This window comes from Halomonas sp. E14 (assembly GCF_052568415.1).
This window is the reverse complement of sequence record NZ_CP199423.1, coordinates 1,724,249-1,739,547: the sequence shown is the minus strand read 5'-3', so window position 1 is coordinate 1,739,547 and position 15,299 is coordinate 1,724,249. Positions and strand designations below refer to the sequence as shown.

Below are 15,299 nucleotides of genomic sequence, written 5' to 3'. Positions count from 1 at the left end.
GGTTGCCTCGATGGTTGCCTCGACCGCTCTGGCTCAGTGACGAAACAGATCGCTTACCCCCAGGCTCGGCAGCGGCCCTGGCGACACCGCCTGGGGCGGCGCCTGAGGCATCGACTGCTGACTGGACCAGGAAGTCAAAAGCCCCAGCCCTAGCGCCAGAGCCAGCGCGGTCAGAAGATAGGCTGGCTTCCGCGCGCGGGGGGTGGCGTGGCGTGGCGGAAACGAATCACGGGATTTATGCATTGTTGTCTCCCCGTTTGGCTGATGGATAACAGGGCGGGTCAAGCCGTACCGCGCCCTGTCTTCCGTTGTAGCGCTCCACTTCCAGCGCCACATGGTCCATACGGACTAACAGCGAAACACGCCGTCAGACCTCGGCCGCCACCGTGCTGGCATAGCGGTCGAGGTGGTAGTCGCCGTCGCCGAGGCAGGCCTGGGCGACTCGAATACGCTTGAGGTAGAGGCCCACATCGAGCTCATCGGTCACGCCGATGCCGCCGTGCAGCTGCACCGCCTCGCGGCTGACCCGCTCGGCCACGGCGCCCATCTTCCACTTGGCCAGACTGACCAGGCGGGCACGCTCGGCGCTCTCCTGATCCACCGCTTCCAAGGCCGCCATGACGGTGCTGCGGGCCAGCGCCAGCTCGACGTGCAGCCAGGCACAGCGGTGCTGCAGAGCCTGGAAGCTGCCGATGGGCACATCGAACTGGCGGCGCGTCTTGAGATACTCCAAGGTCATCTCGAACAGCGCCTCGCTGGCGCCGAGCAGCTCGGCGGCCAGGCAGGCACGAGCGCGATCCAGGGCCGTCTCGAGCAGCGCGCCGCATCTCTCTCCCCTGGCCAGCAGCTGCTCACGCCCAAGCAGCACCTGCTCGAGGCGCAGCCTGGCACCGTTGCGCGAATCCACCAGCGTCAGGCCTTCGACGCTCAGGCCGGCGCTCTCCGCCGGCACCAGGAAGAGCGCCGGGTCGCCCTCCTCCATCAGTGCCGTGACCAGATAGGCGTCGGCTCCCATGCCGTCCACCACCCAGCTCTTCTCGCCATCGAGACGAAACCCCTCCGGCGTACCGCGAGCGCGGCAGGTGCGCGGCAGCACTTGGTGATGGCGCCCCTCCTCCAGTGCCAGCGCCGGGCGCCACTCGCCGGCGATCAAGGGAGGCAGCAGGTCGGCAGCTCGGGCAGGATCGTCCAGCCCTTCCAGCAGGCTGCCGCACAGCACCACCGAGGAGAGCAGCGGCGCCGGGCTCAGCTGGCGCCCCATGGCTTCGCAGATAACGCCCAGGCCCTGATAGCCGAAATCGAGCCCGCCGTGGACCTCACCGAAGGGCACCGCACTCCATCCCAGCTCGACCATCTCCTGCCACAGCGCCGGCTCGAAGCCGAGCGGGTCCCGCCGGTCGCGCAGCGCCCGCTGGGCGACCACCGGGCTGCGCTCGGCCAGGAAGTCCCGCGCCGTATCGGCCAGCAGCCGCTGTTCATCGTCGTATGCCAGACTCATTTCGCCTCTCCTCTGCCCGCCTCGGGAAGCCCGAGGACCCGCTTGGCAATCACGTTGAGCTGCACCTCTGACGAGCCGCCGGCGATGGTCTGGGCGAAGCTGCCGAGCCAGGCCCGGGTCAGCGCCAGCTCCTGGTCGGTAAAGCTCGACTCCTCCCAGCCCAGGGCACGCAAACCCAGCACGTCCAGCAGCACCTCGAACTTCTCCTTCTCCTGCTCGCTGTGCACCAGCTTCATGATGACCATCAAATCCGAGGCATCCTGGCCGGCGTGCATCTCCTCGGCCATGCGCCGCTGGGTCAGTTCGAAGGCGTGCTCCTCCATCCGGCAGCGAATGGCGCGCAGGTGCAGCGCCTGCTCGGCGCGATCCTGAGGCTCGGGCAGGTAGTCGCGAAGCAGCGACAGCAGGTCGAAGTGGGTCGGCAGGCTGATCTCGCCGAACTTGGACATGGCGCGCCGCTCGTGCTGCAGCAGGCGCTTGGCCAGGGCCCAGCCCCCATTGAGCTCGCCCACCAGGTTCTCCCTGGGCACTCTGACGCCGTCGAAGAACACCTGGCAGAAGGAGGACTTGCCGCCGATCAGGTCGATGGGGGCCGTCGAGACTCCCTCGGCGTGCATGTCGATGAGCAGCAGGCTGATACCCTGGTGCTTGGGCGCGTCGGGATCTGTCCTCACCAGGGCGTACATCCAGTCGGACTTGTCACCGTAGGAGGTCCATATCTTGGTGCCCTCCACCACGAAGTCATCGCCCTCGAGGCGTGCCCGGGTGCGCAGGCTGGCCAGATCGGAGCCGGCGTTGGGCTCGCTGAACCCCTGGCACCAGCGCACCTCGCCGCGAGCCATGGGGGGCAGCAGGCGCTGCTTCTGCTCCTCGCTGCCGTGCTCGAGCAGCAGCGGCCCCAGCATCCAGATGCCCAGGTTGATCTGGGGCGGCCGGCAGCGCAGCCGGCGCATCTCGGCCTCCAGCACCGCCGTCTGCTCGGCGCTCAGCCCGCCGCCGCCATACTCGCTGGGCCAGTCGGGGCAGAACCAGCCCCGATCGCGCATCCGCTCGAACCACAGCCGCTGATCCTGGCTGACGAACTCGACCTGGCTGCCCCCCCAGACCATCTCGTGCTCCGCCATGGGCGTGCGCATCGACGCCGGGCAGTTGGCTTCGAGCCACTCCCTAACCTGCTGGCGAAACGCAGCTTTATCTTTATCGTTCATGGGTCTGCCTTTATCTCGTCACTTACCACTACCCTAAATGCCTCAAACGAGCGCCACGTCGTCTGGATGAACGATGCTCCGCTGACGGGCCTAGCCACTCGCTGGCTGCCAGCCTGAAGTCGGCGCCTCGATCGCCTGAGCCGAGTTGCGCTGGGCCGACGTGCGCCCCGCATGACGGCCAAAAAAGGTGGAGTCCCCCAGAGACAGCCCTGAGCTGTACCCTTCGCCCCAGCGTGGCAGCCCGCAGGCCGTGCGCCCGGCCGCGTAGAGCCCGACAATCGGCTCGCCATCCGCATCCAGCACCTCGCCACTGGGCAAGGTCGCCAATCCCCCCAGGGTGAAAGCGTGGAAGTTCGTGTCTTCGGGCGAATAGGCGATCGCTGCAAAGGGGGGCTCGCTGAGCGGGCGCAGCCACTCGGCCCCCTTGTGGAAATAGGGGTCTTCCCCCTTGGCGGCATAACGATTGAACTCCTCCACGCAATGCTGCAGTGCGCCTTCCGGCAGCCCCAGCTCCTGCTCGACTTCTTCCCAGGACTCCCCTACTGCGGCGATGGCTATATCTGGCTCGATGACTGGCCGCCCGAAGATGGCGTTGTCTACCAGCAGCCAGGCCCGGCCTTGCGGCTGGCGAAGCACATAGTGGGCGACGCGGCCATGATAGGCGTCCTCATTGATGAAGCGCTGTCCACGACTGTTGATGAAAATGCCTTTGACCAGAGAGGCTGGCGGGAAAAACGGCAGGGTCGCGAAGAACTCCTGCATGTTCAGCGTCGCCGCGCCCACGCTGATGCCCATGCGGATACCGGAACCGTTGTCGTTGCCACCGGTGACCTGCTGCTTGCAGTCCAACGCCTGGGGAGCGAAACGCTTGACCATTTCCTGGTTGGCGATAAACCCCCCTGCGCACAGGATCACCCCGCGGCGAGCGGAAACACACCATGCCTTGCCATCCAGGCGCACCACCACGCCTCGCACTGCACCGCTATCATCGACGATCAGGCACAGCGTGCGGGCACCATAATGTACCCGGGCACCTAGTGCCTCGGCTCGGCCACAGAGGCGCTCCATCAGCACCTTGCCCCCACCCCAGCCCGTGTACTGGACGGTGTGCCCCCGAGGCGCCGGAGCGGCGTGCCTGCAAAATGGCCAGGCCTGTTCGCTGCCCGACCACAGCAGCGTGTCGTCGGTCGTGGGCTCGATCCATTTGCCCGGCAGGTAAGTCCCTTTAAAAGGCACGCCTTGCGCCTTGAGCCATTCGAAATGCTCCACGCCATGCTTGGCATAGAGCGCGACCCGCTCCGCATCTGCCGCAGGCCCCCCGGCCATCAGCAAATAACGCTCGAAGTCATCGGTGGCGTCGGTGAAACCCGCCTCCAGCTGTACGGAAGTGCCGCCACTACCGCCCACATAGACCTCGCCGCCAGACCAGGACGCGCTGCCCCCGCCTTTCGCGGCAATCTCGAACACGTCGACCTCAGCCCCGGCCTGTCGCGCTTCGATAGCAGCACAGCTGCCTGCGGCACCGAACCCCACGACAGCCACATCCGTCTCGATATCCCAGTGGGGTACATCGGCGAGACGACAAGGCCGGGCGGGTGAGTAGTCACTCATGGGATGTCTCCATTGTTCACCACCCTACTGTTGCCAGAATGGTCCACCCGGTCACAGGCCCGGGCTTCGCTTGGCAAGAGAGTCCTGCGACTAGCGTCGGCGCGGTAGGCCCAGCCCGAACTGGGCGATCAGCTCGCGCTGGATCTCGTTGGTGCCACCGCCGAAGGTCAGGGTCACAGAAGCACGCACCTCGTACTCCAGGTCCCCCATGAGCACCGCGGCAGGGCTGCCGTCGCGCACCAGGGCGCTGCGCCCCATCACCTCGACCAGGCGGCGCAGGATCTCGACCGCCGACTCGGAGCCGTACACCTTGGTGATCGAGGCCAGAGCCACGTCCATCACGCCGCGATCCAGATCGGCGGCGATCCGGAAATTGATCAGGCGCATCGCCTCCAGCCGCGCATAGCACTCGGCCAGGGCCCGCTGCACCCAGGGCTGCTCGATGGGACGCCGCCCGCGCTCGTCCGGGGTCCTCGCCCAGAGGTAGACGCGCCGGAACAGCCCCACCACCTTGTCCGACCAGGAGCCCAGCCCCAGGCGCTCATGGTTGAGCTGGGAGGTGACGAGCCGCCATCCGCCGTGCAGCTCTCCCACCAGATTCTCCTTGGGCACCCTGACGTCGTCATAGTAGGAGGCAGCCGTGGGATTGCTGCAGGTGGGGATGACGGTGCTGGAGAAGCCGGGGTCCCGGGTGTCCACGATCAGGATCGAGATACCCTTGTGGCGAGCGCGGTCAGGGTCCGTACGGGCGGCCAGCCAGATATAGTCGGCGTTCTCCGCTCCCGAGGTCCAAAGCTTGTTGCCGTTGACCACGAAGGTGTCGTCCTGCAGGCGCGCCGAGGTCTTCAGGTTGGCCAGGTCGGAGCCGGCCTCGGGCTCCGAGTAGCCGATGGCGAAGTGAATCTCGCCCGCGGCGATGCCGGGCAGGAAGCGCGCCTTCTGCTCCTCGGTGCCGAACTCCATGAGCGCCGGCCCCACCGTGCTGATGGTCACGAAGGGCAGTGGCGCACCGACGATATTGGCCTCCTCGAAGAAGATCAGCTGCTCGGTGGCCTGAAACCCCTGGCCGCCGTACTCCTTGGGCCATCCCACCGCCAGCCAGCCATCCTGGCCGATCTGGCGCACCACCCGGCGATACTCCTCGCCGCCCTCCTGGCCGCGCAGCCGCTGTCGAAGCTCCGGTGTCATCAGCTGAGCAAAATAGTCGCGTACCCGCAGTCGTAGCGCCTGCTGCTCAGGTGTCAAATCCACAAACATGTCGTCACCTCACTCTCTGCCCAGAATCAGGCCGCTGGTCGGCACACCGGTGCCCGCCGTGACCAGCACATTCTCCACGCTCTCCACCTGGTTGACCGCAGTGCCGCGCACCTGGCGCACCGCTTCGGCCACGCCGTTCATGCCGTGGATGTAGGCCTCGCCGATCTGCCCGCCATGGGTATTGATGGGCAGCCGGCCTCCCCGGGCGTGGTGGCCAGCGCGCACGAACTCCTTCGCCTCGCCGCGTGGTGCGAAGCCGAACTCCTCAAGCTGAGGCAGCACGAAGGGCGTGAAGTGGTCGTAGAGCACCGCCGTCTGAATGGCCTCCGGGGCGAGTCCCGACTGGCCATAAAGAGCGCGCGCCACGACGCCGAGCTCCGGCAGCCCGGTGATCTCCTGCCGATAGAAGGAGGTCATGCTCTGCTGGCCCTCGGCCATGCCCTGGGCACCCGCCTTGATCACCACCGGGCGGTCGGTAAGATCCCGCGCCCGGTCGCGGCGCGTAATCACCATCGCCACGGCCCCGTCGGACTCCTGGCAGCAGTCGAGCAGGTGCAGCGGCTCGCAGATCCAGCGCGACGCCTGATGCTCCTCCAGGGTGATGGGCTTCTGGTAGAAGAAGGCCTCCGGGTTGGTGGCGGCAAAGTCCCGCGCCGCCACCGCCACCCGGCCGAAGTCTTCGGAGGTGGCCCCGTAGGCGTGCATGTATCGGCGGGCGAACATGCCCACCCAGGCCGCCGGGGTGTGGAAGCCGTGAGGCATGTACCAGCCGTAGTTGACGTTGTCGAAGATGGGGGTATCGCCGAAGCCGTAGCTGCCACTGCCGAAGCGGTACCAGGAGCGCTCGTTCAGGGAGCGGTAAACCACCACCGTAGTCGCCATCCCGGTGGCCACGGCCATGGCGGCGTGCATGATCGGGCCGCAGGCGGCGCCACCGCCGTGGGGCACCTGGGAGAAGAAGCGCACCTCGCGACATCCCAGCAGCCGCGCGATCTCATACTCGGGCACTTTATCGACACTGTAGCTGCTGAAGCCGTCTACCTCTGCCGGGTCGATGCCCGCATCGGCCAGGGCCGCCAGGGTCGCCTCCATGGCCAGGCGCAGCTCGGTGCGTCCCGAGTTCTTGGAAAACTCCGTGGCGCCGAGCCCCACGATGGCGGCGCGGCCGGCAATCGACTGATCCGTCATGCTCGTCTCTCCTCGTCGAGGGGCAGCTGCAAGGTTGCCGTTCCAGTCACGTGGCTGCCCATGGAGTTTTTGCCCTTGAAGCTCACGTCAACGCTGCGCGCGGCGCTGTCCACGGCGCTCACCTCTCCGCTGAACACCATGGTGTCACCGGGGTAGTTGGGCGCGCCCAGCTTGATCTTGAGGTCGAGAAAACGCGCCCCGGGGCCGGCCCACTCTTCCACGAAGCGCTGCGCCAAACCGCTGGTGGTCAGGATGTTCATGAAGACATGGGGCGAACCCAGCGCCTGGGCCGCGTCCTTGTCGTGGTGGCCGGGAAAGTAGTCGCGGGTGGCCACCGCGCCGCCGGCGATCAGCGTCACGGTGATGGGAATCGACAGCTCGGGCAGCGACTCACCCACTGTCACATCGTCAAGATGCCGCATGTTCTTCGAGGTCATATTTCCATCCCAGAGTGTCATGTTCAGCCAGCCACTGCCCCAGGGCGTCGAGCACGGCGCTGCCGCCGCCCAGCTCACTGCCCAGCACGCGGCTCCAGTAGAGGTAGCGATGAATCGGATAGGTAATGTCGACGCCAATGCCGCCGTGCACGTGCTGGGCGCGATGGCCGATGCGATGCCCCGCCTCACAGGCGAGCCAGGCTACGCTGGCCGCCTCGGCCTCGCAGGCGAGCCCGGCATCCAGGCGGTAGCAGAGCTGCCAGAGCGTCGAGCGCAGCGTCTCCAGGTCGATGCGCGCATCGGCCATGCTCATCTGGACCGCCTGGAAGCTGCCGATGGGCTGATCGAACTGGCACCGCTCGGTGACATAGGTCACGGTATGGCGCAGTTGGGCCTCACTTACGCCCAGCTGCAGCGCCGCCAGGGCCGCTACCGCGCGCGGACGCAGCCAGGTCAGCGCCGGCTCCGGCAGCAGCTGCGAGTGGCCGATCACCACGCCGTCACACCCGAGGTCGCACACCGGTTCGCCCTGGGCCATGACGCCCCCGCGTCGCGTCACTCCGGCGCTTGCGGGGTCCAGCCAGGCCAGCCGCATGCCGTCCGGCAGGGCCAGCGGCACGATGACCAGCGCCGCCTGCTCGGCGTAAGGCACCGCTGCCAGGGTGCCGGCCAGCGTCCAGCCATCCGGGTGAGGCTGGGCCAAGAGACAGGGCCGCTGCGCGACAACGGCATCAATGCTGCCCAGAGTGAGCAGCCGGTGGCCGGCCGCCGCCGCCTCCACCAGCGGCGCCTCGGCGCTGTCGCCGAATGTTGCCAGCAGAGTGGCGGCCAGCTGGTGACGCCACAGCGGCACCGGGCCAAGCGATTCCCCCTGGGCCTGCAGCACCAGCATCAGCTCCGTCATGCCAAGCCCGCTGCCCCCCTGGGCGTCGGGAATCAGCAGGGAGTGAAGCCCGGTCTCGATGCAGGCCTCCCAGAGCGGCACCAGCCAGGGCTCACCGGACGCATCGAAGCGCTGCAAGGCCTCGTCATGGGAGTGGTCACCGAACAGCCCCCGCGCCATCTCGGCGATGGCCTGCTGCTCTTCGCTCATCGTGAAATCCATGCCGCCTCCTCAAGCACTTGCCGGGCGAAACTGGGGGAGTACCAGGTCGCCATCAAAGGTATTGAAGACCACCTCGAGACGCTGCCCGATCTCCAGGCGGTCGGGGTCCACGTCGACAAGGCCAGCGGCCAGGCGCACGCCCTCGTCCAGCTCCACCAGGCCGATGGGGTTCGGGTAGGCGAAGGGCGGCACTTCGGGATAGTGCATGATGACGAAGGAGTAGAGATGCCCCTGTCCGCTGACCGTCTCGTAGCTCAGGTCGAGTGACTGACAGTGGCTGCAGGCGGGGCCGGGAGGGTGCTGAAGCTCGCCGCAGGCGCTGCAGCGCTGGATGCGCAGCTCGCCGACCTGGCACCCCTCCCAGAAGAAGCGAGTGTCGTCGCTGATGCCGGGACGCGGGCGCGGCACGCTGGCAGGCACGTCTTCGACCCGGGCCGGCTTGGCCTTGGCCACCTGGACCGGCCGGAACTTGAAGACACGAAACATCAGCTGCCCCACCGGCTCGTCGCCGCCGGGTGCCTCTGCAAAGAAGCGCATCACCAGGGTGACGAAGTAGCCGGTGCCAAGACCCGTGCTTTTCTCCTCGCTGACCGAGTCGAGCCGAGTGGTGTAGTAGAGCCTTTCACCCAGACGCACATAGCGCTCGAAGCTCAGGTCCGAGTTGACCGCCACCACCGAGGCAAACCCCTGCGCCTCCAGGAGCTTGAGCGCCTCGTAGGGGTTCTCGTCGGTGGAGCCGGGCGGGTAATTGTTCTGGTGCATGCCCTCCAGGCACCAGGCCTGCAGCATGGCGGGAGGGGCCACGATGCCTTCATGCTCGGTGGTCAGCGCATAGGCCTCGTCGGTATAGAGGGGGTTGTCGACCCCCATCGCCTCGCACCATTGGCGAATCATCGGCGCATTGACGCGATCCCAGGCGTAGACGCGTCCATATTCACGCCCCACCAGGGCACGCACTTCGGATATCCACTCTTGTTCAGCCACGGGTTGGGTCTCCTGCATGTCCGGCTACCCTGCGGCAGCCGCGAAAGGGTTAGGGGGCGGCGCTGCTGGCGGAGAGAAAGGCGGGACGCTCGCCGCCGCCGTGAAGCAGCAGGTTGCAGCCGCTGGCATAGCTCGCCAGCGGCGAAGCGATGAAGCAGCAGGCGCGGCCGATATCCTCCGGCGCGGCCAGCCGGCCCGCCGGAATGGTCTCGGCGACCCGTGCGATGCCCGCTTCGTCGCCGTAGTGCAGATGGGACTGCTCGGTCTGCACCAGTCCGGGGCTGACGGCGACGACGCGCACCTTGGGAGCCCACTCCACCGCCAGCGATTGCACCAGCGACAGCACGCCCGCCTTGGCCGCACCGTAGGCGGCAGTGCCCGGGGAAGCGCGCAGGGCGCTGATGCTGCCGATAAAGACGATGCAGCCTCCTTCCGGCTGGCGCTGCATCATCCGGTTGGCATGCTGGGCCAGCTCCAGGGGCGCGATGAGGTTGAGGCGCAGGATGCTCTCGTGGAAGCGCGGCGAGGCCTCGTCCGCCTCCGCCGCAGGGCTGCCCCCGGCGTTGTTGATCAGCACGTCCAGACGCCCGTAGCGTGATGCGATGCGCTCGAACATGTCCTGCTGGGAGTCCCGATCGCGCACGTCTGCCTCGAGAAAGTCGGCGCGACGACCATCGGCTTCCGGCAGCTGGCCGGGCGCCCGGCGTCCACACACCACCACGTCGGCCCCCGCCTCCAGGAAACAGCGGGCGATACCCGCCCCGACGCCTCGGGTCCCCCCTGTGACCAGCACCACGCGCCCCGAGTAATCGGGCATTGATGATCTGACTGGCTGCATCCGGCTCTCCTCGCTTGCCTCTGACACCATGACGCCAGTCTAGAGAGCACGGCTCATCGGCCACTTCGTCTGAACGGACGATGGCGACATCCGCGGCGAGGGCGACCATTTCCCAGACCCCCAGTTCGAGAGTGACGTCCATGACAGCAACAGATGAGACAGCGCCGCCGGTTCTGCTGGACTGGCCGGCCGAGGGCGTGGCAAGGCTGACCCTGCACCGTCCCGAGGCCACCAACGCTCTTAGCCTCGAACTGCAGACGCGGCTCTCCGCCTATTTCCGCGAACTGGGCGAGGACGAGCGGGCCCGCTGCATCGTGCTCACCGGCGGTGACCGCGTGTTCGCCGCCGGCGGCGATATTCGCAGCATGATCGAGGCCGACCCGATCGAGATTCACCGCCGTCATACCGAAAGGCTCTGGGCGCCGATTCAGCACTGCCCGAAGCCGGTGGTCGCAGCGATCAACGGCTACGCCTTCGGCGGCGGCTGCGAGCTGGCGATGCTGGCCGATGTGCTCATTGCCGGCGAGGGGGCCAGCTTCTGCCAGCCGGAAATTCGCATCGGCATCATGCCGGGCATCGGCGGCACTCAGCGGCTGGTCAGAGCGGTAGGCAAGGCCAAGGCCATGCAGATGGCGCTGACCGGGCGCCCCATCACGGCCCACGAGGCATGGGTGGCCGGCCTGGTCAGCGAGCTGGTGCCCGATGAGCAGGTGGCGCCCCGCGCTCTGGAAGTGGCGGCGCAGATCGCCGAGCTCTCGCCGCTGGCGGCCGAGCAGATCAAGGAGGTGATCCTCGCCGGCCTCGATGCCCCCCTCGAAAGCGCCCTGGCCATCGAGCGCAAGGCCAACGCACTGATGTTCGCCTCCCAAGATCAGCGGGAAGGCATGCTGGCCTTTCTGGAGAAGCGCCGCCCTCAGTTCACCGGGCGCTGAACGCCGCCCGCCTGCCCACCGCTCAAGGAGGTCGACATGTTTCAACCACTCTTCACGCTCACCGGCAAGCGCGCCCTGGTGACCGGCGCCGGACGCGGCATGGGGCTTGGCATAGCCCGCGCCCTGGCCCGCCAGGGTGCCCGGGTGGCCGTCAACGACGCACTGCCCGAGCGCGCGCGCGAGGCGGCCGAATGCCTGGTCAACGAGGGCCATGACGCCCTCGCCGCTCCGGCGGACATCACCGACCCTGCACAGCTTCACGAGATGGTCGCCGGCGTTCAGGCGAGCTGGGGAGGCATCGACATCTTTGTCGCCAATGCCGGCGTCCCGGTGGGCGGCATGACCTATGGCCGCTTCATGGAGAGCGCGCCGGAGGAGTGGAAGGCCTATATCGACCTCAACCTCTACGGCCTGATGCACGGCTGCCAGGCGGTGCTGCCCGGCATGCTGGAGCAGGGCTGGGGGCGGATCATCGCGATTACCTCAGAGTCCTGGCGGGCCGGCGTGCCCATGGGAATCGCCGCCTACGCCGCCTCCAAGGCCGGCGCCGTCGGCTTCATCCGGCAACTTGCTGCGGAGACCGGCCGCCAGGGCGTCACCGTCAACGCCGTCTCGCTGGGTACGATGAACAACTGGCAGGGCGCCGAGGCGATCGCGAGGAAATCCTGCGCGGTGGCCCGGGCGGGCTCTCCCCACGACGTGGGCGCCGGGGTCGCTTACCTGGCCTCGGAGCAAGCGAGCTGGGTCACCGGGCAGGTCCACGCCCTCAACGGTGGCAGCCTGACCGCCTGAAGCCACTGGCTGTGCAAAAACGTCAATGGTAAGGGCCCACTCGTTGAGCGGGCCCTTCATTTGGGTTCTTCACACCCTCTTGCGCTTCTTGATTTGATCGCGAAGCCCCGCCCTGCTAGCCGGCCTCCCTCTCCGCGAACAGGCCACGCTCACGGGCAAGGGGCTGGGCATCCAGGGTGCGATACTGTAGCGACTCGGCTTCAGGCGCGGTGGCCAGCCACAGCAGCACCGCCGCCGGCAGCGCCGGCGATACCGCGCCGTAGCGACGGGCCAGCTCGCCATCCTCCCCCAGGGTAGCCTGCAGCGCCTCCGTGGCCACCACGCCAGGGTTGACCGTGTAGGCCCGGATGCCCTGATCCCCGAACTCCCGCGCCAGCACCCCCGAGAGCCGCGAGACGGCCGCCTTGCCGGCACCATAGGCATAGCCCCAGCCGCCCTTATCGGCCGGCAGCGGCGGATCCTTCTCTCCGGCGCCAGAGGTGATGTTGATCACCACGCCGCCGCTCCGGGACAGCATGGCCGGCAGCAGCGCCTGCGTCAGCAGCACCGGGGCGATCAGGTAGCCCTGGGCGACGCGGGTCAGGGTCTCTGCCGTAAGCGCCATGAAGGGCGCGTTGAGGTCGCGCCCCTGGTAGATGGCATTGTTGATCAGCACATCCACGCGGCCAAAGTGGGCCAGCGCCTGCTGCGCCGACGCCTCTACCGAAGCGCTGTCCAAAAGGTCCATGGGCAGCGCCAGCACTTCGGCGCCGCACTCTTTCAGCGCCTGGGCGGTTTCGGCCAGGCTTCCCGGGAGCGGTGTGCCGTCGGCACGGGACAGCGCGTGCTCGTGCAGCTGGCCCTCCACCTGGGTACGTCCGGTAATCACCAGGTCGAAGCCGGCCCTTGCAAAGGCAAGCGCCGTGGCGCGCCCGATTCCGCGACTGGCACCGGTAATAAAAGCGACTCTGCGGCTCATGAGATTCTCTTCTTGGCTGGCATCACCACCATGCTGGGCTCTGCTGCGAAAAGGAGCATCCTTCAGTCGGACTAGCTGGCCAAGGAGTCCAGCTCGCTACCAAGTCCGCCGCCCAACGGCGCCACGCTGTTGAGAAAAAGTCTAACCAGTTCAGTCTGGCGTCTGACGCCGGTCTTGGAAAAAATCGAGCGCAGGTGAGCGCGTGCCGTATTGCGGCGAATGCCCAGCTCTTCGGCCGCCTCCTCAAGAGACAGGCCGTTGGCCAGCTGCAGGGAGAGCTGCGTCTCGGCGGGCGTCAGGCCGAAGAGCTTCTTGGCCACTTCGCTGCTGGCCTGGGAGCGCCCCACCGCGTCGCGGATATAGACCGCGGCGGCTGGCTGCCCCTTGCCATCGGCCCAGGCGGTGCGTGCGATGGGCTCCACCACCACGCCCAGGTTGACCTCCCCAGAAGGACGAGTCAGCGACATGGCCTCGGGAAAGCCCACCCCCCCGGTCTCAGTTTCGGCTTGGCTGAAGGCCTGGCGAATCAACCGGCGCAGCTCCTTGTTGTCGCTGGGGTAGAAGGCTTCCAGGCGCCCGCCGACGACCTTGAGCCCATCTTCGATCTCGATCAGGTGCCGCGCCGCCAGGTTCTGATCGATGACTAGGCCGCTCTCGTCGACCAGAATCATGCCAAGGGAGAGTTTCTCTACCGCTTGGCAGTAGAGGGCGCTCATCGAGGCAGTGCGATCAAGCTGGTTGTGCAGCGCCAGGGCACGTCGCAGATGGGGAATGATGCGTTCGCACAAGGCCCGCTCCTCCGTACCAAAGCCCGGTGAGCTCTCATCGCGGGTGATACGAAAGCGCAGCCGACCTGCATCAGGGGTCTCGATGTCGGCGCCCAGCAGATGGTACACCCCGCTCGGAGCGCACCAGTGTTTCCGGTAGCTGCTCTGCCGCCACTCCCCTTCGCTCATGACGTCCTCAACGGTAAATACCTTGTTGGCCGATAAGTTCGAGAAAGGGGTAGTCTGGTGCTGATAGGGGAAGTAACTGACGCTAGCGTCACCGAGTTCACGACCTTGGACGCGACCTACGGCCACCATCAGGCCGGTCTCATCCTGAGAGGGCACCCGCAGGATCAGGGTGACGAAGTTGGCCGCAAACAGCTCTTTGACGATGTCGAGCGCCGTGCGCCAATGCTCAGTCTCATGGGCTGCCTCGTAGAGGCTCGATACCAGCTTATCGTAGGTATCCAGATCCAGGGTGGTCATACTCTTGGCGCCCCCTAGGCGGCCCCCGAGAGGGCCGCTTTCGTTATCGTTGGAAGTGGAGGGTTTGCGTTAACTTAGCGACTGTGGCCAACCGAATGTATACCACCAACGTATACTTCTTAAGCTGGCCTGAATCGCAGCACTCAGGCTTCCACATAGCCCTCGGGGCCAGGCGTATAAAGAATCTTCCTGTCAAACGCACAGGGCGCCTCACCGCGGCGAACCTTTTCGACCAGGTCGGGGTTGGCGATGAAGTGGCGCGCAAAGGAGACCGCCTCCCCCTCGCCGGAGGCCACCGCCTCGGCGGCGCTTTCGGGGGAAAAGCCGTTGTTGAGCACCAGCGGCCCTTGGAAGGAGGCCCGCGCCAGGGCAAAGGCATCCAGGTCCTCGAGCGGGGAGCGCATCATGTGCAGATAGGCCAGTCCCAGCGGCGCCACCCGACGCAGCAGCTCGCGATGGGTCTCCACCGACTCGACGTCGCTCACGTCGTTATAGGTGTTGCCGGGATTGAGGCGCAGCCCCACCCGGTCGGCGCCGATCTCGGCGCTCATGGCCTCGAGGCACTCAACCACGAAGCGCACGCGATTCGCGATGTTGCCACCGTAGGCGTCATCGCGTCGGTTGGTGCGCGCACAAAGAAACTGCATCGGCAGATAGCCACTGGTGCCGTGCAGCTCCACGCCGTCGAAGCCGGCTTCCCTGGCGAGCCGCGCGGCGCGGCCGTGTATGGCCACCGCCTCGACCACCTCGGCGGTGGTCATGGCTCGCGGCGTATCGAAGGGCTGCATGCCGCTCTCGTCGGTGAAGACCTCCCCTCGAGCGGCTTCATCGCTGGGCCCTAGGGTCGCAACGCCCGGCCCCTTGACATGGCGGCTCCCGATACGTCCAGCATGCATGATCTGCAGCACGATGCGCCCTCCGCGGCGGTGAACGGCATCGGTCACCCTGCGCCACCCGGCAACCTGCTCTGCGGTGACGATCCCCGGCTGACGACAGTAGGCCTGGCCCTCGGCACAAGGCCAGGTGCCCTCGGCCACGATCAGCCCCGCCTCGGCGCGGGCCGCATAGTGATCGGCCATCATCTGTGTGGGCACGCCGTCTGCCGCGGCACGATTGCGCGTCATCGGCGCCATCACGATGCGGTTGGCGAGTTCCAGCGCCCCAAGGCGCGTCGGTGTCAGCAGGACATCCACCTGGGCCGCCACCTGCCCGCTATGTTCTTGCACTTCGCTCATGCC

General features: G+C 67.0%; 14 protein-coding genes. 2 read left to right on the top strand and 12 right to left on the bottom strand.

The window, feature by feature from the left end; genetic code table 11:
- Positions 1 to 367: 367 nt before the first annotated feature.
- The 9 genes from ACT7B3_RS08040 to ACT7B3_RS08000 form a co-directional block, all read right to left on the bottom strand.
- Positions 368 to 1,498: an acyl-CoA dehydrogenase family protein gene (locus ACT7B3_RS08040; protein ID WP_445157545.1), complete on the bottom strand. Its 1,131-nt coding sequence runs from the start codon at positions 1,496 to 1,498 to the stop codon at positions 368 to 370.
- Entirely contained in the window at positions 1,495 to 2,706 is a 1,212-nt protein-coding gene (locus tag ACT7B3_RS08035; RefSeq protein ID WP_445157544.1) for an acyl-CoA dehydrogenase family protein, read from the bottom strand. The genes ACT7B3_RS08040 and ACT7B3_RS08035 overlap by 4 nt, the downstream gene beginning before the upstream one ends.
- Positions 2,707 to 2,796: 90 nt before the next feature.
- Positions 2,797 to 4,317, bottom strand: a complete 1,521-nt coding sequence (locus tag ACT7B3_RS08030; RefSeq protein WP_445157543.1) for an FAD-dependent oxidoreductase — start codon at positions 4,315 to 4,317, stop codon at positions 2,797 to 2,799.
- A gap of 90 nt (positions 4,318 to 4,407) precedes the next feature.
- A complete protein-coding gene (locus tag ACT7B3_RS08025) occupies positions 4,408 to 5,574 on the bottom strand; it encodes an acyl-CoA dehydrogenase family protein (RefSeq protein ID WP_445157542.1) in 1,167 nt (388 codons plus the stop codon).
- Positions 5,575 to 5,583: 9 nt separating this feature from the next.
- Positions 5,584 to 6,762 (bottom strand): lipid-transfer protein, encoded by a 1,179-nt coding sequence (locus ACT7B3_RS08020; RefSeq protein WP_445157541.1) that lies wholly within the window; start codon positions 6,760 to 6,762, stop codon positions 5,584 to 5,586.
- Positions 6,759 to 7,199, bottom strand: coding sequence for a MaoC family dehydratase (locus ACT7B3_RS08015; protein WP_445157540.1), 441 nt, complete (start codon positions 7,197 to 7,199; stop codon positions 6,759 to 6,761). Before ACT7B3_RS08015 ends, ACT7B3_RS08020 begins: the two co-directional genes overlap by 4 nt.
- Complete coding sequence (locus ACT7B3_RS08010) at positions 7,171 to 8,304, bottom strand: acyl-CoA dehydrogenase family protein (protein ID WP_445157539.1); 1,134 nt, start codon at positions 8,302 to 8,304, stop codon at positions 7,171 to 7,173. The genes ACT7B3_RS08015 and ACT7B3_RS08010 overlap by 29 nt, the downstream gene beginning before the upstream one ends.
- Before the next feature lie 9 nt (positions 8,305 to 8,313).
- On the bottom strand, positions 8,314 to 9,288 hold the full coding sequence (locus ACT7B3_RS08005; RefSeq protein ID WP_445157538.1) for a bifunctional MaoC family dehydratase N-terminal/OB-fold nucleic acid binding domain-containing protein: 975 nt from the start codon (positions 9,286 to 9,288) through the stop codon (positions 8,314 to 8,316).
- Positions 9,289 to 9,337: 49 nt separating this feature from the next.
- Positions 9,338 to 10,126 (bottom strand): SDR family oxidoreductase, encoded by a 789-nt coding sequence (locus ACT7B3_RS08000; protein ID WP_445157537.1) that lies wholly within the window; start codon positions 10,124 to 10,126, stop codon positions 9,338 to 9,340.
- Between the two features lie 140 nt (positions 10,127 to 10,266).
- On the opposite strand from ACT7B3_RS08000, the gene ACT7B3_RS07995 reads away from it, so the two are divergent.
- Together ACT7B3_RS07995 and ACT7B3_RS07990 are read left to right on the top strand one after the other, a co-directional pair.
- Entirely contained in the window at positions 10,267 to 11,058 is a 792-nt protein-coding gene (locus tag ACT7B3_RS07995) for an enoyl-CoA hydratase (protein WP_445157536.1), read from the top strand.
- Positions 11,059 to 11,094: 36 nt separating this feature from the next.
- Positions 11,095 to 11,850 (top strand): SDR family NAD(P)-dependent oxidoreductase, encoded by a 756-nt coding sequence (locus tag ACT7B3_RS07990; protein WP_445157535.1) that lies wholly within the window; start codon positions 11,095 to 11,097, stop codon positions 11,848 to 11,850.
- Positions 11,851 to 11,965: 115 nt separating this feature from the next.
- On the opposite strand, the gene ACT7B3_RS07985 is transcribed toward ACT7B3_RS07990, so the two are convergent.
- The 3 genes from ACT7B3_RS07985 to ACT7B3_RS07975 form a co-directional block, all read right to left on the bottom strand.
- A complete protein-coding gene (locus tag ACT7B3_RS07985; protein ID WP_445157534.1) occupies positions 11,966 to 12,808 on the bottom strand; it encodes an SDR family NAD(P)-dependent oxidoreductase in 843 nt (280 codons plus the stop codon).
- Positions 12,809 to 12,879: 71 nt separating this feature from the next.
- On the bottom strand, positions 12,880 to 14,061 hold the full coding sequence (locus ACT7B3_RS07980) for a helix-turn-helix transcriptional regulator (protein ID WP_445157533.1): 1,182 nt from the start codon (positions 14,059 to 14,061) through the stop codon (positions 12,880 to 12,882).
- A gap of 143 nt (positions 14,062 to 14,204) precedes the next feature.
- On the bottom strand, positions 14,205 to 15,296 hold the full coding sequence (locus ACT7B3_RS07975) for an alkene reductase (protein WP_445157532.1): 1,092 nt from the start codon (positions 15,294 to 15,296) through the stop codon (positions 14,205 to 14,207).
- Positions 15,297 to 15,299: the final 3 nt, after the last annotated feature.